At 70.9% G+C, this 19,972-nt stretch carries 17 protein-coding genes and 4 tRNA genes; 10 read left to right on the forward strand and 11 right to left on the reverse strand.

Translation table 11 applies throughout. The annotated features are described in order from the left end of the window. Nucleotides 1-98 precede the first annotated feature (98 nt). The 5 genes from AB0J76_RS40060 (at nucleotide 99) to AB0J76_RS40080 (ending at nucleotide 5,568) form a co-directional block, all read left to right on the forward strand. The gene (locus AB0J76_RS40060) at nucleotides 99-815 is read left to right on the forward strand and encodes an ABC transporter ATP-binding protein (RefSeq protein WP_352324497.1); all 717 of its coding nucleotides are present in this window, start codon (nucleotides 99-101) and stop codon (nucleotides 813-815) included. After that, complete coding sequence (locus AB0J76_RS40065; protein WP_352324498.1) at nucleotides 812-1,537, forward strand: ABC transporter permease; 726 nt, start codon at nucleotides 812-814, stop codon at nucleotides 1,535-1,537. Before AB0J76_RS40060 ends, AB0J76_RS40065 begins: the two co-directional genes overlap by 4 nt. Further along, nucleotides 1,534-2,748 carry a sensor histidine kinase gene (locus tag AB0J76_RS40070; protein ID WP_352324500.1) on the forward strand — a complete coding sequence of 405 codons (1,215 nt, stop codon included), beginning with the start codon at nucleotides 1,534-1,536 and terminating at the stop codon, nucleotides 2,746-2,748. The genes AB0J76_RS40065 and AB0J76_RS40070 overlap by 4 nt, the downstream gene beginning before the upstream one ends. Before the next feature lie 3 nt (nucleotides 2,749-2,751). Next, nucleotides 2,752-3,378 (forward strand): response regulator transcription factor, encoded by a 627-nt coding sequence (locus AB0J76_RS40075; RefSeq protein WP_352324501.1) that lies wholly within the window; start codon nucleotides 2,752-2,754, stop codon nucleotides 3,376-3,378. Between the two features lie 147 nt (nucleotides 3,379-3,525). Next, nucleotides 3,526-5,568, forward strand: a complete 2,043-nt coding sequence (locus AB0J76_RS40080; protein WP_352324502.1) for a cellulose binding domain-containing protein — start codon at nucleotides 3,526-3,528, stop codon at nucleotides 5,566-5,568. A 30-nt stretch (nucleotides 5,569-5,598) separates the two neighbouring features. Here AB0J76_RS40080 and AB0J76_RS40085 read toward each other — a convergent pair whose 3' ends face one another. Together AB0J76_RS40085 and AB0J76_RS40090 are read right to left on the reverse strand one after the other, a co-directional pair. Continuing rightward, nucleotides 5,599-7,644 (reverse strand): protein kinase, encoded by a 2,046-nt coding sequence (locus tag AB0J76_RS40085; RefSeq protein ID WP_352324503.1) that lies wholly within the window; start codon nucleotides 7,642-7,644, stop codon nucleotides 5,599-5,601. A gap of 71 nt (nucleotides 7,645-7,715) precedes the next feature. Then, on the reverse strand, nucleotides 7,716-8,699 hold the full coding sequence (locus AB0J76_RS40090; protein ID WP_352324504.1) for a DUF5937 family protein: 984 nt from the start codon (nucleotides 8,697-8,699) through the stop codon (nucleotides 7,716-7,718). A gap of 135 nt (nucleotides 8,700-8,834) precedes the next feature. On the opposite strand from AB0J76_RS40090, the gene AB0J76_RS40095 reads away from it, so the two are divergent. Continuing rightward, complete coding sequence (locus AB0J76_RS40095; protein ID WP_352324505.1) at nucleotides 8,835-9,689, forward strand: isocitrate lyase/phosphoenolpyruvate mutase family protein; 855 nt, start codon at nucleotides 8,835-8,837, stop codon at nucleotides 9,687-9,689. A gap of 442 nt (nucleotides 9,690-10,131) precedes the next feature. Here AB0J76_RS40095 and AB0J76_RS40100 read toward each other — a convergent pair. The 4 genes from AB0J76_RS40100 to AB0J76_RS40115 all read right to left on the reverse strand — a co-directional run bounded on the left by AB0J76_RS40100 (nucleotide 10,132) and on the right by AB0J76_RS40115 (nucleotide 11,967). Beyond that, a tRNA-Phe gene (locus AB0J76_RS40100) sits at nucleotides 10,132-10,208 on the reverse strand. Nucleotides 10,209-10,213: 5 nt separating this feature from the next. Next, nucleotides 10,214-10,288: transfer RNA gene (locus AB0J76_RS40105), tRNA-Asp, on the reverse strand. A 100-nt stretch (nucleotides 10,289-10,388) separates the two neighbouring features. Beyond that, a tRNA-Glu gene (locus tag AB0J76_RS40110) sits at nucleotides 10,389-10,461 on the reverse strand. After that, nucleotides 10,462-11,967, reverse strand: coding sequence for a metallophosphoesterase (locus tag AB0J76_RS40115; protein WP_352324506.1), 1,506 nt, complete (start codon nucleotides 11,965-11,967; stop codon nucleotides 10,462-10,464). Between the two features lie 96 nt (nucleotides 11,968-12,063). Between AB0J76_RS40115 and AB0J76_RS40120 the strand changes: the two genes are divergently transcribed. Next, nucleotides 12,064-12,405, forward strand: a complete 342-nt coding sequence (locus AB0J76_RS40120; RefSeq protein ID WP_352324507.1) for a metallopeptidase family protein — start codon at nucleotides 12,064-12,066, stop codon at nucleotides 12,403-12,405. Nucleotides 12,406-12,514: 109 nt separating this feature from the next. Continuing rightward, nucleotides 12,515-13,801: an MFS transporter gene (locus AB0J76_RS40125; RefSeq protein ID WP_352324509.1), complete on the forward strand. Its 1,287-nt coding sequence runs from the start codon at nucleotides 12,515-12,517 to the stop codon at nucleotides 13,799-13,801. Here the strand turns inward: AB0J76_RS40125 and AB0J76_RS40130 are convergent, their stop codons facing one another. After that, nucleotides 13,802-14,098 (reverse strand): PspC domain-containing protein, encoded by a 297-nt coding sequence (locus AB0J76_RS40130; protein ID WP_352324510.1) that lies wholly within the window; start codon nucleotides 14,096-14,098, stop codon nucleotides 13,802-13,804. Nucleotides 14,099-14,189: 91 nt separating this feature from the next. On the opposite strand from AB0J76_RS40130, the gene AB0J76_RS40135 reads away from it, so the two are divergent. Next, entirely contained in the window at nucleotides 14,190-15,344 is a 1,155-nt protein-coding gene (locus tag AB0J76_RS40135) for an acyl-CoA dehydrogenase family protein (protein WP_352324511.1), read from the forward strand. 49 nt (nucleotides 15,345-15,393) lie between these two features. Further along, a tRNA-Lys gene (locus AB0J76_RS40140) sits at nucleotides 15,394-15,469 on the forward strand. Between the two features lie 98 nt (nucleotides 15,470-15,567). Here AB0J76_RS40140 and AB0J76_RS40145 read toward each other — a convergent pair. The 4 genes from AB0J76_RS40145 to AB0J76_RS40160 are packed head-to-tail and all read right to left on the reverse strand — an operon-like array spanning nucleotide 15,568 to nucleotide 19,926. After that, nucleotides 15,568-16,704 (reverse strand): tyrosine-type recombinase/integrase, encoded by a 1,137-nt coding sequence (locus AB0J76_RS40145; protein WP_352324512.1) that lies wholly within the window; start codon nucleotides 16,702-16,704, stop codon nucleotides 15,568-15,570. After that, nucleotides 16,701-16,883, reverse strand: coding sequence for a helix-turn-helix domain-containing protein (locus tag AB0J76_RS40150; RefSeq protein ID WP_352324513.1), 183 nt, complete (start codon nucleotides 16,881-16,883; stop codon nucleotides 16,701-16,703). The genes AB0J76_RS40145 and AB0J76_RS40150 overlap by 4 nt, the downstream gene beginning before the upstream one ends. After that, a complete protein-coding gene (locus AB0J76_RS40155; protein ID WP_352324514.1) occupies nucleotides 16,880-18,502 on the reverse strand; it encodes a replication initiator in 1,623 nt (540 codons plus the stop codon). Before AB0J76_RS40155 ends, AB0J76_RS40150 begins: the two co-directional genes overlap by 4 nt. After that, a complete protein-coding gene (locus tag AB0J76_RS40160; RefSeq protein ID WP_352324515.1) occupies nucleotides 18,499-19,926 on the reverse strand; it encodes an FtsK/SpoIIIE domain-containing protein in 1,428 nt (475 codons plus the stop codon). Before AB0J76_RS40160 ends, AB0J76_RS40155 begins: the two co-directional genes overlap by 4 nt. Nucleotides 19,927-19,972: the final 46 nt, after the last annotated feature.

Raw genomic sequence — 19,972 nt, forward strand, 5'->3', positions numbered from 1 at the left:
CGACCCTCCCCCTGCCGACGTCCCGCCCCCGGGCGGCGGCCCCCCCCACCCCCTAGCGGGGTCGGGCGGGCCCGCCGCTCCCGCGTGATGCTCGGATCATGACAGTCATCGAGATCGACGACCTGCGCAAGAGCTACCGGCACACCCGGGCCCTCGACGGCCTCTCCCTGACCGTGGAACGCGGCGAGATCTTCGGGCTCGCCGGGCCCAACGGCGCCGGGAAGACGACGGTCGTGGAGTGCGTGTCCGGGCTGCGGCGTCCCGACGGCGGCAGCGTACGCGTGCTGGGCCTGGACCCGCAGAGCGACCGGCGCGCGCTGCTCCAGCGCGTCGGCGCCCAGTTGCAGGAGGCCGCGCTCCCCGACGGCATCAAGGTCGGCGAGGCCCTGCGCCTCCACGCCTCCCTGTACGACCACCCGGCCGACTGGCGGGCCATCATGGACGAATGGGGCCTCACCGACAGGAAGGACGCCCGCTTCGGCGGCCTGTCCGGCGGCTGGAAGCAGCGCCTGTTCATCGCGCTGGCCCTGGTCGGCGACCCCGAGCTGGTCCTGCTCGACGAGCTGACCACCGGCCTCGACCCCGACGCCCGCCGCACCACCTGGGGGCTGATCCGGGCCATGCGCGACCGCGGGCTCACCGTCGTCCTGGTCACCCACTTCATGGACGAGGCCGAGGCGCTGTGCGACCGGATCGCCGTCGTCGACCGCGGCCGGGTCGTGGCCGAGGGCAGCCCGCGCGAGCTGATCGGCCGGGCGCGGGCCGCCTCCCTGGAGGACGCCTACTTCACGCTGACCGGGAGGGCCGGGGCATGAAGGGCTTCACGAGGGTCGTCGCCGTCGAGCTCAGGCTGGGGTTGCGCGACCCGATGTCGGCGTACTTCGCGCTGGGCTTCCCGCTGGTCATGCTCTGGGTCAAGCTGCGCGGCGGCGACCGGCCGCTGCCCGGTGGCGAGCGCCTGGTCGACGCCACCGTGCCGATGCTGACGGTCTTCGTCGTGGGGCTGGCCGCGCTGGTCGTCCTGCCGGCCACGCTGGCCCAGTACCGGGAGCGCCGGGTGCTCAGGCGGCTGCGGGCCACCCCCGCGACGCCGTTCATGCTGTGCGGCGCCCAGTGGGCCGCGCACATGCTGCTGGCGGTGCTCGGCAGCGTGCTGCTGGTCGTCCTGGGGGTGGCCGGCTACGGGCTGAGCGCGCCCGCGAGCCTGCCCGGCGTGCTGCTGGCCTGGTTGCTCGGCGCGCTCAGCCTCGGCGCGGTCGGGCTGCTCCTGGGCGCGCTGGCCCCCAGCGGGCGGGCGGCGACGGTGATCGGGCTCGCCCTGTTCTTCCCGATGGTGTTCCTGTCCGGCGCGGTGATCCCGCGCGAGACCATGTCGGGGTCGATGCGGGCGATCGGGGACCTGACCCCCATGGCGCCCGCCGTCCAGGCCATCCGCGACGGCTGGTCGGCCGGCGCGCTCCCGCCGCTCGCCCTCGGGATCATGGTGGCGGTCGGCGCCGTCGCGGGCGGCCTCGCGGTGAAGGCCCTGCGGTGGTGAGCCGGTGGGAGCGGGTCACCGCGGCCCTGCCGTACCTGCTGGTGCTGCTGCCCGCGTTGTTCTCGCTGCTGCGGACGTGGCGGGTCGAGGTGCTGGCCCTGGCGCTGTTCGCGGCGGCCTGGCACTGGTTCGTGGTGGCTCGCCGTCCCGGCCTGGCCGCGCGGGCGTGGGTGGTGGCCGGGTACTTCGTGGTGCTGCTGGCGGTGGTCGCGGCGTTGGTGCGGATCGACCCGGTCTTCACCGTGACCGGGGTGGGGATGTTCGTCCAGTGCTTCGCGCTGCTGCCGGGGTTGTGGGCGTACGCCGGGGTCGCGCTGACGGTCGGGACGCTGGTCGCCGCCCGTCCGCCGGCCGGTCGCAGCCCGGTCGAGCTGCTGGCCTCCTTCGTGGTCGGGGTGCTGGTCGCGTCCATGACCGGGCTGGTCTTCCAGACCGTCGCCGAGCAGAACGCGCAGCTGAAGGAGAAGAGCGCCAGGCTTGCCGCGCTCGCCGAGGAGAACGCCGACCTGCAGGCCCGGCTCCTGGTCCAGGCCCGCGAGGCGGGCGTGCTGGCCGAGCGGCAACGGCTGGCCAGGGAGATCCACGACACCGTGGCCCAAGGGCTGACCGGCATCCTCACCCAGTTGGAGGCCGCCGACGAAGCCGCTGACTGGGCCGCTGACGGGGCCGCCGACGGGGCCGCCGGAGCGATGCCCGCGGTGCGCGCGCGGCTGGCGACCGTACGGGAGCTGGCCAGGGAGAGCCTGACCGAGGCCCGCCGCTCGGTCCAGGCGCTGCGCCCGGCGCCGCTGGCGACGGCGGCGCAGCTCGGGACCGCCCTGTCGGACGTGGCGGCGGCCTGGTCCCGGGCCTGCGAAGTGCCGGTCACGGTGTCGGTCACGGGCGCGGCCCGGCCGCTGCACACCGAGGTGGAGAGCACGTTGCTGCGGGTGGCCCAGGAGGCGCTGGCCAACGTGGGCAGGCACGCGCGGGCCACCCGGGTGGGGATCACGCTGTCGTACATGGAGGACGTGGTGGCGCTCGACGTCCGCGACGACGGGTCCGGCTTCACCCCGGGCTCCGGCGGCGGCTCAGGCGGCGGGTTCGGGCTGGTGGCGATGCGGCAGCGGGTCACCCGCCTGGCCGGCAGCCTCGCCGTCGAGAGCGCCCCTGGCCAGGGCACCGGGATCTCCGCTACCGTTCCGGCCATCCCCGCCGACCCGGGAACGTGAGCCATGCCGGTACGCCTGATCGTCGTCGACGACCACCCCGTGGTCCGCGACGGGCTGCGCGGCATCTTCGAGACCGACGGCTTCGAGGTGGTCGGCGAGGCGGCCGACGGCGCCGAGGCGCTCGCGGTGGCCCTGCGCACCGCTCCCGACGTCGTGCTCCTCGACCTGCGCATGCCCGGGCCGAGCGGCGCCGAGCTCATCCGCCGGCTGCGCGAGCAGTGCCCCGGCACGCACGTGCTCGTGCTGACCACCTTCGGCGACGACGCCGACGTGGTGCCCGCGATCGAGCAGGGCGCCACCGGCTACCTGCTCAAGGACACGCCCCGCGCCGAGCTGCGCCGGGCCGTGCTGGCCGCGGCCCGCGGCGAGAGCGTGCTGTCGCCGGCCGTGGCCGGGGCGCTGACGCGGCACGCACACCCTCCGGAGCAGCGCGCGCTGAGCCCGCGGGAGCTCGAAGTGCTCGGCCTCGTCGCCCGCGGCGCGACCAACCGGGAGGTGGCCAGGAAGTTGTTCGTCACGGAGGCCACCGTGAAGACCCACCTGCTGCACGTGTTCGCCAAGCTGGAGGTCAAGGACCGGGCGGCGGCCGTCGCGGCGGCCTACGACCGGGGCCTGCTCAAGCCCGCCTGACCGGCCGTGACCCGCTCGCAGCCCGCCTGACCGCGGTGAAAGTTTCAGCGCCGATTGACGTGCCGGACCCCACGTCGCATGATCATGCTTGCCTCCTGGTCAGGAGGGGGCGTCGAGCCATACCGCTACCCACGGCGAGGTACCCCGATGCCTGGCAAGATCCTGCCCAGGGCCGCGACCGCGGCCCTCCTGACCCTCACCACGCTGATCGCTCCCCCGGCGCGCGCCGACGACGTCACCCCCGTCACGGTGACCGTCAACGCCCGCGCCGCCCTGGCCACCGCCCCCGAGACCGGCATCGGTTCCAACCATGCGATCTGGGACGCGAACCTGGGCACCGACCAGACCGCCGACCTCCTCAAGGACGCCGGCGTCAAGCTGCTGCGCTACCCCGGCGGCTCCTACTCCGACATCTACCACTGGGCCGACCACACCGCCCCCGGCGGGTACGTCGCCCCGAACACCGACTTCGACACCTTCATGCGCGGCGCACGGCGTACCGGCGCGCAGGCCATGGTGACCGCCAACTACGGCACCGGCACCGCCGAGGAGGCCGCCGCCTGGGTCCGGCACGCCAACGTCACCAAGGGCTACGGCGTCAAGTACTGGGAGATCGGCAACGAGAACTACGGCAACGGCCACTACGGCAGCGCCTGGGAGGCCGACGACCACGCCGACAAGAGCCCGGCCGAGTACGCCCGCCACGTCGTCGCCTACGCCGACGCCATGAAGGCGGCCGACCCGACGATCAAGATCGGCGCGGTGCTGACCACCCCCGCGAACTGGCCCGACGCCATCACCGCCGAGGGCGACGACGGGAGCTGGAACAAGGTCGTCCTGTCCCTCGCCGGGCCGAAGATCGACTTCGTGATCCTGCACTGGTACCCCGGCGCCCTGGACAGGGCCGGTCAGGTGCCCGACATGATCCGGCTCACCCGGCAGCAGCTCGCCGCGTACGCCGGGCCCGGCTCGGACCGGATCGGCATCGCGATGACCGAGTTCAACACCGGCTCCAGCAGCAACGGCACCAACACCCAGCCCGGCGCCCTGGCCGCCGCCGACGCCTACGCGAGCCTGCTGGCGAACGGCGTGTTCACCGTCGACTGGTGGAACGTGCACAACGGCATCGGCAACGTCACCGAGGTCGAGGGGCACACCGACTACGGCGACTTCGGCCTGCTGTCCAGCGGGGTCTGCAACTCCTCCGGGGTCTGCGAGCCGCCACTGAACACGCCGTTCGCGCCGTACCACGCGTTGCGGATGGTCAGCGTGTTCGCCCGGGCCGGCGACCAGTTCGTCACGGCGGCGACCGACCAGCCGAAGGTCAGCGCGCACGCCGTCCGGCGGCCGAACGGCGACCTGGCGGTCATGCTGATCAACGCCTCGCCGGACACGTCGTACCCGGTCGCCGTGGACTACGCGGGCTTCACGCCGGCCGCGGGCGCGCCCACCGTGCTGACCCACGTCAACGGCGCCGACGCCATCACCACCGCGACCACCGGCACCGCCACCAGCCAGACGCTGCCGCCGCTGTCGCTGACCACCGTCGTCGTGCGTCCCGCCGCGCCTCAGGCCGGCCTTCCCGGCGCGCCCGGCCGTCCGACGGCCTCGAACGTCACCGACCGGGCCGCCACCCTCTCCTGGCCCGCCGCCGCCCCCGGCGCCCGCCCGATCGTCAAGTACGAGCTCCACCGCCAGAACGGCGCCGTCAGCGAGCAGCTCGGCGAGACCGCCGGCACCTCCTACACGGTGGGCAACCTCAAGCCCGGCACCACCTACACGGTCAACGTGATCGCCCGCGACAGCGGCGGCGGCGTCTCCTGGGCCTCACCGCCCGTGACCTTCACCACCGGCACCCCGGCGACCAGCTCCTGCGCCGTGCGATTCACCGACCAGACCGACTGGGCCAGCGGCTACGTCGGCGCCGTCGAGATCTCCAACAACGGCGCCCCGGTCAACGGCTGGACCCTGAGCTTCACCTGGCCGAGGCCCTGGCAGAGCCTCGGCAGCGGCTGGAGCGCCACCTGGACCCAGACGGGCTCGAACGTCAGGGCCGTCAGCGAGCCCGGCAACGCCTCCCTGGCCACGGGCGCCTCGACCACGATCGGGTTCGTCGGCAACTACGCCGGCCCGAACCTCCTGCCCACCGTCTTCACCCTCAACGGAACCGTCTGCACCACCCGGCAGTGACCCGCCTCCCGCGCCCCGGCGTGCGGGTCCTCACCACAACACCCAGGGGCTCTCCGCGCCGCCGCCGAACGCCGCCGTCCCCGTCCGGCGCCAGCGCTGCCGCACGTCGTGCTTGGCGTGGACGGCCGGCGCCGTGGTGGTGAACGGCCCGCAGGTGGCCACCTCGCCGTCGTTCCGCGGGGACACCCCGGAGCAGGTGAAGGGCTGGGAGACGTTGCGGTCCGCGTCGGTGTCGTAGAGCTGGACGTGCACGTCCGAGCGGACCGAGCTCGCGCCCCGGATGCGTCCCATCAGGTAGAAGACGTCGCCCACCATGGCCATGCAGGGCGACATCTCCACGCCGGAACCGTCGCCCGCGGTGATCCACGAGCGGCATCTCCAGTTCGGCTGGGAGCTGCGCGGCGGGGCGCCGTCACCGTCCGTCCCGGGGTCCACGGTGTGCGGGGCCTCCGTCTTCCTGCCGGTCGGCGTCCGGCGAGGGTCGGCGGTACGGTTCGCCGTGGGGTCCGTCGTCGCGCCCGGCGTGCGTTCCTGGACGGTCGCGCCCGGCGTGCGGACCGGCTCCTTCGGCGTCTTCCTGGCCGACGACTCGAGCGGTTCGTTCTCGGTGCCGGACGTCTCCTCGTCCGCCTCCGACGGGACAGGCGTCTGCTTCTCCGTCCCGGACTCGGCAGGCGTCGCCGTGCCGGCCACCTCGGCCGCCTTGGACACCGACAGCCCGGACGCGTCGTTCGCGGCCCCCGCACCCGGCGTCCGCCATGGGGCCATGGCGGCCACGGCCACCGCGGTCAGCGCCACCGCCGTCGTGGTGCTCGCGATGACGACCAGCCGCCGGCGGGACCGTCCGGACGGCCGCCCGGACGCCGTACCCGCCTGCGCGGCGGCACCCCGCCCGGCGGACGGAACCATGCCGACCTGAGCCGCGCCCCGCCCCGCGGACGGAACCGTGCCGTCCCCGCCGGCGACGCCCGAGACCGCCCCGGCCCCTGGGCCATCCCCAAAGGGCGGAGCAGCAGCCCGAACAGGCTCACCGCCTGGCCCAGCGGCGCCGGCCGGCGACGACCCAGGCGCCGGCCCCACGAGCGGCCCACCCACCGCCCCAGGCGCCGGCCCCACGAGCGGCCCAGCCACCGACCCCGGCACCGGCCCCGCGAGCTGTCCAGGCACCGTCCCCGGCACCGGCGGCCCCGGGAGCGGCTCTGACGTCGCGGACGGGGCCTCGGCCCTGCCGACCCGCGGCAAGGCTGCCAGCCCCGCCACCGCCGGCGCCGCCTCCCGCAGCGCCACCGCCACCTGCCCGGCCGCCGGACGCGCCGCGGGATCCTTCGCCGTGCAGGCCGCGATCAACGACCACAGGGCGTCGGGCATCCCGGGCAACCGCCGCGGCATGGCCATCGCGTGCTGCCGGAGCAGGGCCATCGGATGCTCGCCCACGAACGGCGGACGCCCGGCCAGCAGCTCGTAGAGGATCAGCCCGGCCGCATAGACGTCCACCGCCGGCGTGGGGGCGCCGCCGTCGGCCACCTCGGGCGACAGGTACGTGGGCGTGCCGATGATCGAGGTGGTCTGCGTCAGCCCCGGCCCGAGGACGATCCGGGCGACCCCGAAGTCCGTCAGCCGCACCTGCCCCGAGGGCCCGTCGATCAGGACGTTCCCCGGCTTGACGTCCCGGTGGACGACGCCCGTCGCGTGCGCCGCCGCCAGCGCCTCGGCGACCTGGGCCATGAGCTCGGCTGCCATGGCCGGCGGCAGCGTGCCGTGCTGCTGGAGCAGGCCGCGCAGATCGCCGCCCTCGACGAGGTCCATCACGAGCGCGAGCCGCTCCCCCTCGATGACGAAGTCGCGCATCGTGACGATGTGGGGATGACGGAGGGTGCGCAGCACATTGCGTTCCTGCACGAACCGCAGCACCAGGTCCTGGTCGCCGGCGAGGTTGCTGCGCAACAGCTTGACCGCCACGATCTCGCCGGTCTCCCGGTGGCGTGCCCGCCAGACGGTCCCCATCGCCCCGGCGCCGATCTCGTCGAGCAGCACGTACCGGCTGCCGAGGAACGCCTCGGCCCCACCCTCGTCCATCGCCCGCCTTCCCCCGCACAATGGGGATCACAATAGTCAGGATGATCGAGACAAAAAAGATCAGCGCCGTTTCACACCTGAGCCGTGAGCAGGGCGTCCGCGAGGCTCGTGCGGGCGTAGAACACCGTGCGGCCCGCCCGGTGAGTGCTGGTCAGCCCGGCGGCCCGCAGCGCGGTGAGGTGCTGCGACACCCCCGCCGCGGACATCCCCGACCGCTCGGCGAGCTCGGTGGTCGAGGCCGGCGAGTCGAGTTCGGCCAGGATCAACGCCCGGGACCGGCCGATCACGGCGGCGAGCGCGTCCATGGGCGCATGCCTCCGCGACTCCCACAACGCGCCGATGCCACGCGCCGGGTAGGCGAGCTGAGGCGGCTCGGACGCGACGGACCGCGTCAGCACCCGCGGCCACGCGAAGACCGACGGCACGAGCAGCAGCCCCGCACCGGTCTCGATCCTGGTGATCGCGCAGTGCCGCTGTGCCAGCTGGAGGCCGCCGCTGTCCCAGCGCACGGTGTGGTGGAGCTGGTCGAGCGTGCGCGCGGTGCCGTGCTCGGCCACCTGGCGGCCCCGGTGGAAGACGTCCGCGTCCAGCACCGACCGGATGCGCGCCCAGTAGGGCGCGATCGCGAGCTGCCAGTAGGTCTCGATCTCCGCGACGACCTTGGGCAGGTACGCCCGGGGGTCGCGGTGCAGGTTCCGCAGCCGGGGCGGCAACCGGCCGTCCCGCTCGGCGGACACCAGGTCGAGGTCGCGCCGTACCTGCTCGGGATCGGTGGCCTCGATGGCCGCCAGTTCGTCGGGCAGCTCGTGGGACGCCGTGGTCGGATTGAGGAAGTCCGGGAAATGGCCGACGGGCGCCACCATGTCGGCCAGCCAGCCGCGATCGAGCCCCGCCGCCGCGATCCGGGGACGCACCTGCTCGGCCCAGCCACGATGAGGATCGGGCAACGTGGCCGCGGCCAGCGCCCGGCAACTCGTGACGACCTCCCACATGGCCGAGACGGCGAACCGGGTCTCGGCCAGGTCGTTCACCGAAAAGGCCAGCCGCGCCTTCATGCCGCCTCCCGTGCGTCCACGATTCGGTCAGAGCTTAATCAATGGACGCCTACCTCGCCGCCCGGCAACATCCCGGACCAGGCACCCACCGAGCCATGGTGCCGGACTCCGAACACCCCGAAGGCGGTCACGCACATGTCTGTGGACAACCTCCCCTCCACCGATGCGACGACGACGAAAAAGGCTGATCTGTTCAGAAAGCTGAACGCCGGCTCCGTACTGATCCTCCCCAACGCCTGGGACGCCGCCAGCGCCGCCGTGATCGCCGCAGCCGGCGCCACGGCCATCGCCACGACCAGCGGCGGCGTCTCCTGGTCCCTCGGCCGCGGCGACGGCCAGCACCTCACCCGCGACGAGACGCTGCACGCCGCCCGGCGCATCGTGAACACCGTCGACCTCCCCGTGACGGTCGACATCGAGGGCGGCTACGGCCCCGCCCCCGAGGACGTCGCGCACACCGTCCGAGCCGTGGCCGGAGCCGGCGCGGTGGGCGTCAACCTGGAGGACTCCCAGGCCGTCGGCGGCCCGCTGTTCGACCTCGCCGACCAGACCGCCAGACTGCACGCGGCCCGCGAGGCGGCGGCCGCGGCGGGCCTCCCCGGGCTCTTCGTCAACGCCCGCACCGACGTCTTCCTCTTCGCCGTCGGCCCCTCCGCCGGCCGCCTGGACGAAGTGCTCAAGCGCACGGCGGCGTACGCCGAGGCCGGCGCCGACGGCATCTTCGTCCCCGGCCTCCTCGACCTCGACGCGCTGGCCACCCTGTGCGCCGAGTCCCCCCTGCCGGTCAACGCGATGGCCGTCGCCGGCGGCCCCACCATCGCCGAGCTCACCGAGGCCGGCGTACGCCGGATCAGCCTGGGCACCGCGCTCGCCCAGACCGCCTACACCGCCGCCCGCAGAGCCGCCGAAGAACTCCTCACCACCGGCACCTTCGAGACCCTGACCGACTCCCTGGACTTCACCGAACTCAACACCCTCTTCCACCCCTGACCCGCCCCGCACGACGACCCCAGCCCCGGAAGCGCAGTGGTGAGCGATCCGTAGATCATCCAGCCGGAGCGTCGCCCGCCTCGTGAGCCGGGTCCCTCGCACGGATCCTGGGATCTGCCCTGCGTGAGGCTCACGCTCACCTCAGCAGGACACTCGCATCGCGCTCCGCGAAGATCGTCTGAACGGCGTCGAAAGCGGCCGGATCCGAAGCCCCTCCAGCCAGAGAGAATTCTTCAGGCGGTACCGACTGGCCCACTCCAGGCAGTCACGTAACCGCCGAGTACGAGCCCTTCTCCATCGATCCGCAGGAACTTCGGCTGACTGATATCCACGGACTTGATCCTCGCGCATGCATCCATGACGTTGCTGTCACTGTTGCTGTCCGAGAAAAACAAAAAGCCCCGAACGATGATTCGTTCGAGGCTTTTTTGCTGTTCAAAGCTGGTGGTCAGGGGCAGGGTCGAACTGCCGACCTTCCGCTTTTCAGGCGGACGCTCGTACCAACTGAGCTACCTGACCCAGAGCGGTCCTGACGGGACTTGAACCCGCGACCTCCACCTTGACAGGGTGGCGAGCACTCCAAACTGCTCTACAGGACCTTGCTTTTCTTGCGTTTCTTTCTGTTTGCGCTTGCTTAGCTTACCAGCTCTCCGGTGGCCTTTCGACCAGCCGGTTCGCGGTGCGCCAAACACTCGCAAGTGCCCCCAACGGGATTCGAACCCGTGCCGCCGCCTTGAAAGGGCGGTGTCCTAGGCCGCTAGACGATGGGGGCTCAGGATTCCCTGTCGCCTTCCGTCGGAGACCTCTGAAGCATAGGGGACGATTGCCCTTGATGCCAAAGTGGCTGACCGGCGGTCGGTGACGCGGTGCCAGTGACCGTTCCCGTTGGAGACGGGGCGTTCGTTGGCTCCGGAGAAATCATACGTTGTGGGTCGGCCTCCACGTGACGCTGGATGTACACCGACTGCTCCCCCAGGCCGCCCAGCGTGATGTCGTCCCAGGCACGCAGGCGGCGTGTCTCCCGGTCGAAGTACAGGACCGAGGCCTGTACGGGCGTGGGCTGGGCGTGTTCGAGCGCCCGCAGGCCGGCGCCGCCGGTCGAGCCCTGGACGAGCATGCGGGAGCCGGACGGCAGCATGGACGTCGAACGGTCATGCGTGTGACCGGCCAGGATCATGGGCGTGGCCCCGCTGAAACCGCGGCCGACGACGGGGTCGTGGACGGCCACCAGGTCCGCCCCGTCCACCTTGGGCCGGTGAGAGCGGGCGAATTGCTGGAGGGCGTCCGGGTCGGAGTCGACGGCCACCGATTTGTCGGGGGTGAACCGGGGGTCGCCCAGGCCGTAGATGCGCAGGCCGGCGACCTTCTCCACCCTGTCGTCCAGGACCACGGCGTTCTTCTGCCTCTCGACCGCCCGCTGGGTGATCATCGAGTCGTGGTTGCCGCGTACGTACACGTACGGCACGCCGAGGCGGCTGATCTCGTCGACGAACTTGTTCTCCGGTTTGGTCCCGTGGTCCGAGATGTCGCCGGTGTCGATGATCATGTCGACGGCGAACTGGTCCTTGAGCGAGCGGATGACGTTCCAGGCGATGGGGTTGATGTGGATGTCCGAGACGTGCAGGACCCGGATGGAGTTGGGGTCGGCGTCGTAGAGCGGCAGGGTCGAGACGGTGTCGTACAGCTTCGAGACGTTCGTGACGAGCTTGGTGAGCTGCGACCGGTACGACTCGAACTTCGTCACGATCGACTCCGCGCTGCCCACCAGCGACGGCGCCGCGGCGACCAGACCGGAGTAGCGCGGCTCCACGAGCGAGCTGGGACGGAACGTGAGGGCGGCCAGCGCCCCGGTGGCCGCCAGACCCACCGAGGCCGCCAGAAGCCCCACCAGAGCCGTCCTGGGGCGTCTGTAGACCATCAGGACGGCGATCAGGGCCCCCGCCCCGGCACAGAGCATGCTGCGGACCGCCAGGGCGCGCACGCCGTCCAGGAGGTCGCTCTCGATGAGGCCGGGCAGGCGGTCGGCGAGTTTGGGGTCCTCGATGAGCGCCTTGGCGCGCTCCTGGTCGATGTTCTCCAGGGTGATGCGGAGCCTGAGCGGGGCGTCGTGGGTTCGGAAGGTCAGTGTGCCGAGAGGGCTGGCGTCGACGACCGTCTCGCCGTTCCAGGCGGGTCTGAGCGACATGCCCGTCTCGACCGGGCCGACCTGGGCGTGCACGGTGCCGCTCAGGAAGATGCCCAGCCAGGCGCCGGCGGCGGCCACCAGGACCACCGCCACGGCCCTCGTTGCACGTGACCGAATGACTGCTTTCGACCTGTCAACGAACTTCATACAGTTTCTTGCATACCTGACCGACAGGGCAGAATGGCATGCGTGATCGACGTTTCGCGGGAGAAGTTCGAGGAACTCGTGGCCGAGGCTTTGGACACGATCCCCGCCGAGCTCACCCGCGTCATGAGCAACGTCGTCGTCACGGTCGTCGATGATCCGCCAGAGCCCCACCTGCTCGGCCTGTACACCGGTGTCCCCCTCACGGAGCGCGGCGACTGGTACTCAGGTGTCCTGCCCGACCGGATCGAGATCTACCGCAATCCCATATGTCAGATATGCAAGACAGAAGAGGAAGTCGTTAACGAGGTGCGCATCACCGTTGTCCATGAGGTGGGACACCATTTCGGGATCAGTGATGACAGACTTCACGAACTGGGCTGGTGACCCTTTGCAGCCCGTTGACTTCTTTGGGTTGCGCCTTGCCTCATGATCGGGCACCTTAGGTCACATAGCGAACACGGTGAGTCAGGCGCAGCGGAGTCCAATGGGGGCCATGCAGGCAGGTAGGCCGCCGGGACGGCATCGCCGTGCCGAGACAGACCAGGCCACCTACGGCGAAGTCATCGCCATCCGGGAGTTCCGGGCACTCTGGTACGGCCAGGGCCTCTCCCTCCTCGGTGACCAGCTCGCCCAGGTCGCGCTCGCCGTCCTCGTCTACTCCCGCACCGGGTCGCCCCTGGCCACCGCGGCCGTCTACGCGCTGACGTACCTTCCGTCGATAGTCGGGGGGCCGCTGCTGGCAGGGCTGGCCGACCGGTTCGCGCGCCGGGGCGTCATGATGACCTGCGACGTCGTCCGGGCGGTGCTGGTCGGCGTGATGGCGCTGCCGGTGATGCCGTTCTGGGCGTTGTGCGTGCTGGTGTTCTTCGTGGTGCTGCTCAGCGCCCCGTTCTCGGCGGCGCGCGCGGCGCTGCTGCCCGAGGTGCTCGAAGGCGACCGGTACGTCGTCGGCTCGGCGTTGCAGAACATGACGAACCAGGCCGTACAGATGCTGGGTTTCGCCGCGGGCGGAGCGATGATCGCCACCCTGGGCCCCTACCGGGCGCTCGCGCTCGACGCGGCCACGTTCCTCGCCTCGGCCCTGATCCTGGTCTCCGGGGTGCGCCCGCGGCCGGCCGCCCGCCAGGACGGCGCGAAGCCGTCCATGTGGGCGATGACCAGGGCGGGAGCCCGGCTCGTCTTCGGCTCGCGCAGGTTGCGGACGCTCGTGCTGTTCGCGTGGTTGTGCGGCTTCTACATTCTTCCCGAGGGCATCGCCGCGCCCTATGCCGCCGAACTCGCCACGGGGTCGTTGCCGGTGCCCGTGATCACCGGTCTGCTGATGGCCGCGATGCCGACGGGCACGGTGGTGGGCGCGTTCCTGTTCAGCAGGTTCGTGACGCCGGCGCGGCGGCTGCGGCTGATGGGGTGGATGGCCATGCTGAGCTGCGCGCCCCTGGCCGTGACGGCGCTCCGGCCGCCGCTCGCGGTGGTGCTGGCCGCGTGGGTTCTGTCGGGGATCGGTGGGGCGTACCAGCTCGCGGCGAACGCGGCCTTCGTCCAGAACGTGCCGCCGGAGCGGCGCGGCCAGGCGTTCGGGCTGGTGCAGTCGGGGTTGATGGCCGTGCAGGGGATCGGGATCCTGGTCGGCGGGTTCGCGGCGGAGAGACTCGGTCCTGAGCTGGTGGTCGCGCTCTCCGGCATCACCGGAGTGATCGCGGCGGCCGTGCTCGCCCTGCTGTGGACCGAGTCCCGGGACGACCGTGATGCCCAGGAGCTGCCCGCCCAGGCGCCGGCCTGATCACTGCTGCGGCTTGTGCTCGCCGGTCCAGTCGGCGGCGTTGCGCTGCTGCTGCTGCTTGCTGATCAGGTCCTGGACGATCGAGGTGTCCCGCTCCTCGTCCGGCAGCAGGAGCCAGCCGATCGCGTACAGGCCGACGCCGGCCCCGCCGAACAGGGTGGCGATGGCGAGACCGACCCTGATCAGGTTCGCGTCGATGCCGACGTACTCACCGATGCCCGAGCAGACGCCCGCGATCATCCGGCCCTTGTTGGTGCGACGGAGCTTCTTGACGTTGTGCTCGCTGTATTCGTTCATGTCTCAAGACTGCCCCTGGGGCCGGTGTTAGCACATCAGGATTGTCCCTGGTAGAACCCTGGTAACCCCTTACGCGAGGAGAGGACCCGCCATGGACGATCTGCTGCGCCTCGACGACCGCCTCAACGGCGACCAGCGGCTGATCCGCGACACGGTCAGGTCATTCGTCTCCGACCGCGTCCTTCCGCACGTGGGCGACTGGTTCGAGGAGGCCGTCTTCCCGGCGCGCGAGCTCGCGCCGGAGCTCGGCTCGCTCGGCCTGCTGGGCATGCACCTGGAGGGGTACGGGTGCGCCGGCACCGACGCCACCTCCTACGGCGTGGCCTGCCGCGAGCTGGAGGCGGGCGACTCGGGCCTGCGCTCGTTCGTGTCGGTGCAGGGCTCGCTGGCGATGTTCCCCATCTGGCGGTACGGCTCCGAGGAGCAGAAGGAGGAATGGCTCCCGCGCATGGCGGCCGGCACGGCGATCGGCTGCTTCGGCCTGACCGAGCCCGACCACGGCTCCGACCCCGCCAACATGCGCACGTACGCCAAGCGGGACGGCTCCGACTGGGTGCTCAACGGCTCCAAGATGTGGATCACCAACGGCTCGATCGCCGACGTCGCCGTGGTGTGGGCGCAGACGGACGAGGGCGTCCGCGGCTTCGTCGTCCCCACCTCCACGCCGGGGTTCTCCGCCCCTGAGATCCACAAGAAGCTGTCACTCAGGGCCTCGGTCACCTCGTCCCTGTACTTCGACGACGTCCGTCTGCCCGCCTCCGCCGTGCTGCCCGGCGTCACCGGCCTCAAGGGCCCGCTGTCGTGCCTGTCAGAGGCCCGCTTCGGCATCCTGTGGGGGGTCGTCGGGGCCGCCCGCGCCTGCCTGGAGTCGGCGGTCGACTACGCCAAGACCCGCGTCCAGTTCGACAAGCCGATCGGCGCGTTCCAGCTCACCCAGGAGAAACTGGCCTGGATGTACGTCGGCGCCGCCCAGGCCCAGCTCACGGCCCTGCACCTGGGCGCACTGAAGGACGAGGGACGCCTGGAGCCCCGGCAGATCAGCTTCGGCAAGCTGGCCAACGTACGGGCCGCCCTGGACATCGCCCGGCAGGCCCGTTCCGTCCTGGGGGGAAACGGGATCACCCTGGAGTACCCTGTGATCAGGCACATGAACAATCTGGAGTCTGTGCTGACGTACGAGGGGACCCAGGAGATTCACACGCTGGTGCTGGGGGAGGCCCTGACGGGGTTGCCCGCTTACCGGTGATGGAGGCGTCGCGGGCGGGGCGGTAATCTCTGTACCCTTGCTCGTGCGAGGGGCGTTAGCTCAATTGGCAGAGCTGCGGACTTTTAATCCGTAGGTTCCGGGTTCGAGCCCCGGGCGCCCTACCAGCTCGAACATCTCTGCTCGATCTTGCTTGACGAGGTCGTACAGCCAGCTTTTACAGCCAAGAGGGCCGGATTCCCACTGATGGGAGCCCGGCCCTCGGTCATCCGAAGAGCTGCTTGGCGACCGCGTCGACCGCCGCCCGTTCGATGTCGGGGAGCACATGAGCGTAGGTGTTCATGGTCAGGGCGATCTGGCTGTGGCCCAGCGTCTTCATGACCGTCCGAGGCGAGGCGCCGCATGCCAGGAGGTACGACGCGCAGGCGTGCCGAAGATCGTGGAGCCGTAGCCAGTCGAGGCCGGCCTTCGCCCTTGCCCTGCGCCACCGGGTACTGAGGTTTCCCGGCTCCAGCGGGGTGCCGATGGACGTGGAGAACACGAGCCCGTGATCCTTCCACCGCTCCCCCGCCGCCAGTTGCTCGGCGGCCTGGGCGCGCCTGTGCATCCGGAGCGCGGCAAGGGTGGGCTCGGGAACTGGAACGGTCCGTCGGGAGCGATCGGTCTTGGGATCGACGAGTTGAAGGCTTCCATCCGCCCGCTGGAGGGTCTGCCGGACGGTGAGGTGCCCATTGCCGAAATCGATGTCGGCCCAGCGGAGGCCGAGCAGTTCGCCGCGCCGCAGACCGAGCGTGAGGGCGCAGATCCAGAACGCTTGGAGCCGGTCGTCCTTGATCGCGTTCAGCAGCTTCTTGGCCTCCTCGATCGTCAGGACCCGTGCCTCCTCTCGTCGGACGGATGGAGGCTTGACCAGCTTGGCCACGTTGCGATGCACCAACTCCTCCCGCTCCGCATCGGCGAGCGCGTTCCTGATCAGTCCGTGAATCTGCTTGACCGTGGCCGCCTTCAGCCCCGAGTCGGCCTTGGCCTCGACGAGCCGACGCACGTCGGTTGGTGAGAGCTTGTCGAGCTTCTTCTTGCCGAGGACGGGCGTGACGTGGTCGGCGATGAGCTGCCGGTAGCCGCGGAGCGTCAGAGGACGGGTGCCCTGGCGGGTCTTCATCTCGATCCACTCGTCCAGCCATTCGGCGAAGCTCCGAGGCCGGGCCGCGAGGTTCTGTCCCTTGCGCTGGGCGTCCCGCAGAGCCGCAAGCTTTTCGAGGACTTCGCGCTCCGTCGTGCCGTAGACCGTCTTACGGTTCCGCTTGCCGTCGAGCCAGCCGAGGTCGATGGCCCCTTGCCAGCGACCGTCCTTGCGCTGGAACACCGAGCCCTCACCTTGCGAACGCCGACGCTTGGTCATGCTGCGTGCTCCTCTGTGATGGCGGCAACGAATGCGGTCAGGGCGGCGAAGGGGACGCGACGAGCACGGCCGATCTTCACCGAGGGAAGGAGTCCGGCCGCCATGAGTTCGTAGATCTTGGTCCGGCCTATCCCGAGAACCGCTGCGGCTTCGGCGGGCGTGATCAGAAGCTTCGTCATGCTGCCCTCCCTTCAGTTGCCGAAAGATCTTGTCCGTCTGCTCTGGCCTGGAGTTCGGCCATGTGCGCACGCCAGCGTTGCCGTTCGCGGACGGTTCGCAGGAGCCGGACGGCCAGCGGTGCCACGTTGGCGTCTCCGGCCGGGACAGGGCGCCAGACGTAGCGGTGTGGGTCGGGTGTCTCGTCGGCCTGGCCGAGGGCTTCCAGGACCCAGGTGCGGCGGTCCTGCTTGTGCTCGGCGAGGGTCTTGTTCGACCACTTGCGGGAGACCAGGACGCGGCGGCCCGCGTAGCCGAGGTGGTCGGGCTTGTGGGCCTTGCCGTGGCAGCGGCCCGGAGCCATTCCGGGTTTGGCGCCTTTGGGTTGGATGCCGTAGCGCAGCCAGTTGGCGCAGGTGGGTGAGCAGGGTTCGGTGCGCAGGGCCTCGATGAGGCGGGCGGCGTGCTCGCGCCGGGCCGGGTTGTCGGCAGTGGCCCCGAGGGGGTCGGCCAGGCTCTTGGTCAGGTACTTGGTGAGATAGCCCAGCCACTTCCCCGCGGCTGGTGTGCCCGCCAAAACGCTTTGGATGTTGTGCTGCTGCCCGAAGCGGACCACGTGCAGGGGCTCGGCGTCCTCATCGGCGTCGAGCTGGTCGAGCGCCTGGTCCCAGGTGGGCAGCACCTCACCCGTGTCGGGGTCGAGGTAGCCGGCCCCCTCCTGCCAGATGGGCAGGTGATCGCCGTCGAAGCGGACTTCGTCGGCCGGTGGCCACCACACCTGGTGGTACGTCGCGGCGATGATCTGCTTCAGTTCGGCACGGGGCAGCGTCCCGCGGATCGCGATGTGCAGGTGCGGGGCGAGCCGCTGCTGTGGTTCGACCGTGCCGAAGTACTGCACGTCATAGCCCGCGACCCGGCGCAGGTTCTGCACGAACCGGTCCACCAGCTTGGAGAAGTGCAACGCGTCCCGAGCGGCCCCCGCGTAGTCGTAGCTGTCGGGATCGACCGGCACCCCGTCGCGGACCTTGCCGTACGAGGGCAAGGTGAGCGTGACGAACAGCGAGGGCCGGAACACCTTGCCGTCCGGGGCGGCGAAGGTGCGGCCAAGAGTGGTGTCGGCCATCTTGCGCTTGGGCAGGTCCGGCGCGTCCTGCCGTCGCCGGGTCGAGCGGGTGCGCTTCGGGGCGGTCCGGCCGAGAACGCTGCCCCGCATCCCGGCGGCGTTGATCTCCTCGTCCACACCGGCGATGGCGGCGTCCCAGTCGGCGGTGTCCTCGCCGAGCTGTTCAGCCTCCTCACGCCGTGCCTGGAGATCGGCGCGGAACTCGACAAGCCACCGTTGATCGTCTGACGGCTCGTCGGCTGTGATGGCGGGTTCGTGGTCGAGGTGCCACCCCTCGCGGCACTGAGCTATGCGAAGCTGCCGGTTGCGCTTGGCGCACGGCGGGCACTTGGCCTCCAGCGTGGCACCGCACGGAACGTCGATGAGCTCCCACTTGCCGGAGTGAGTGTCGAGCCGCTTGAGCGGGACGGGGCGGATGCACACGCCATGGAGCTTGGCGACCTCTTCCATGACGTCCCGGGCCAGTGGCATCGCCATCCGGATCGCCCGGGGTAGCGCGCGGTCGTGCGGGTTGGTCATGCAGCCTCCTCTCGCTCGGTGAACAGGGCGACCATCTGGCGGATGTCGTCGTCGGAGACGTAGGCGGCCCGGACACGTATCGGTTCGGGCGAGGCCTCCAGCCGCATGTACGCGACGCCGGCCCCTTGTTCGGGGATGGGTGAGATGTGGTCGGCGAGGGCTCCCCGGTCGCGTGCGCCGTCGCCGAGGACCATGTCCACCTGTTCGGACTCGTCCAGACGGAGGGCGATCTTGTCGGGGAACAGGTTGCGGATGTTCATGACTTCCTTGCGTGGGTCTTGGAGCGCCGCCATGACACCGACGCCGACCGAGCGGCCTTGAGTTGCGAGGGTGGCCAGAGCGGCGGAGATGCGTTGCCGCAGTTGCTTGTCGGGCTGGTAGGCGGTCAGGAACGCGACTTCGTCGACGAGCACCAGGACGAACGGGTCCTCGACGGTCGGGGTGTGGGAGCGCTGGAGGCCAGCGAAGCGGGCCGCCCGCTTCTGCATGACGCTGACGACCTCGTCCAGCAGGTCGGCGCAGTCGGCCGGATCGCAGGCGTAGCGGCCTTGGAACAGCTCCCGCCCGAACGACAGCTCCATCAGCTTCGGGTCCAGCGCCCAGACCTCCGCCAGCCCAGCGCGCATGGCGGGAAGCAGGCCCCGGACGGTGTCCCACAGGAACGAGCCCTTACCCGCCCCGGTCGCGCCCGCGATCAGGACATGGGTGCCGTGCACTTTGAGCCGCAGGGGCCGGCCGTCCTCCTGCTTGCCGATCTCGACTGGCCCCACCGATGGCTCGTCCGGGACCGGGAGAGCCGGGATGGGGTCGGCGAGTGGATCGCTGCGTGGGAAGGTCAGCATCAGTCGGCCGCCCTTGACGAGGGCGACACGGCAGGAGAGGGCGCCGAAGCCTTGGGCCAGGTTGTCGGTGCGGTCGGTCCAGTCCTTGACGGCCTGCCCGTCGAGCATGCGCACGGTGATGCGGTCGGCCCAGCCGTCGCACTGGACCTTCACCAGGCGTGGCATGTAGGCCCGGCCGCTGATGCGCTTGGCCAGCCCGGAGACCTCCATGACGGCTTGCCAGTGACGGCGGTAGACCGACATGAGCCGCCACCAGGCCAGCAGTCGGAAGCCGACGAGGTGGGCGAAGGAGTCGCGAGCGCTGTAGGCCCAGGCGAGCAGGGCCAGGACGACGAAGCCGAGGATGGATGCCGCAGCCGGCCAGCCATAGAAGTAGCAGACGGCACCGAGTGCGACGGGGAGGGCGACGGCGACCGGGTGCCGCCAGGTTGTGCGGATGAGGGCGGACAGGAAACGCCAGCCGTAGATGAGGAAGGTGATGATGGCGGGTGTCTTGACGACGGCCGGTCGGAAGACGACGGCCGTGTCGGGCGTGGTGGAGACGAGGTTACGCGCCTCGTCGCCAGGCAGCCGCTTGAACATAAGCTGGGAACCTCTCGTGATGTGGAGTCAGGGGAGAACCGAGGGG

Source organism: Nonomuraea sp. NPDC049624 (genome assembly GCF_040675255.1).
Classification (GTDB): domain Bacteria; phylum Actinomycetota; class Actinomycetes; order Streptosporangiales; family Streptosporangiaceae; genus Nonomuraea.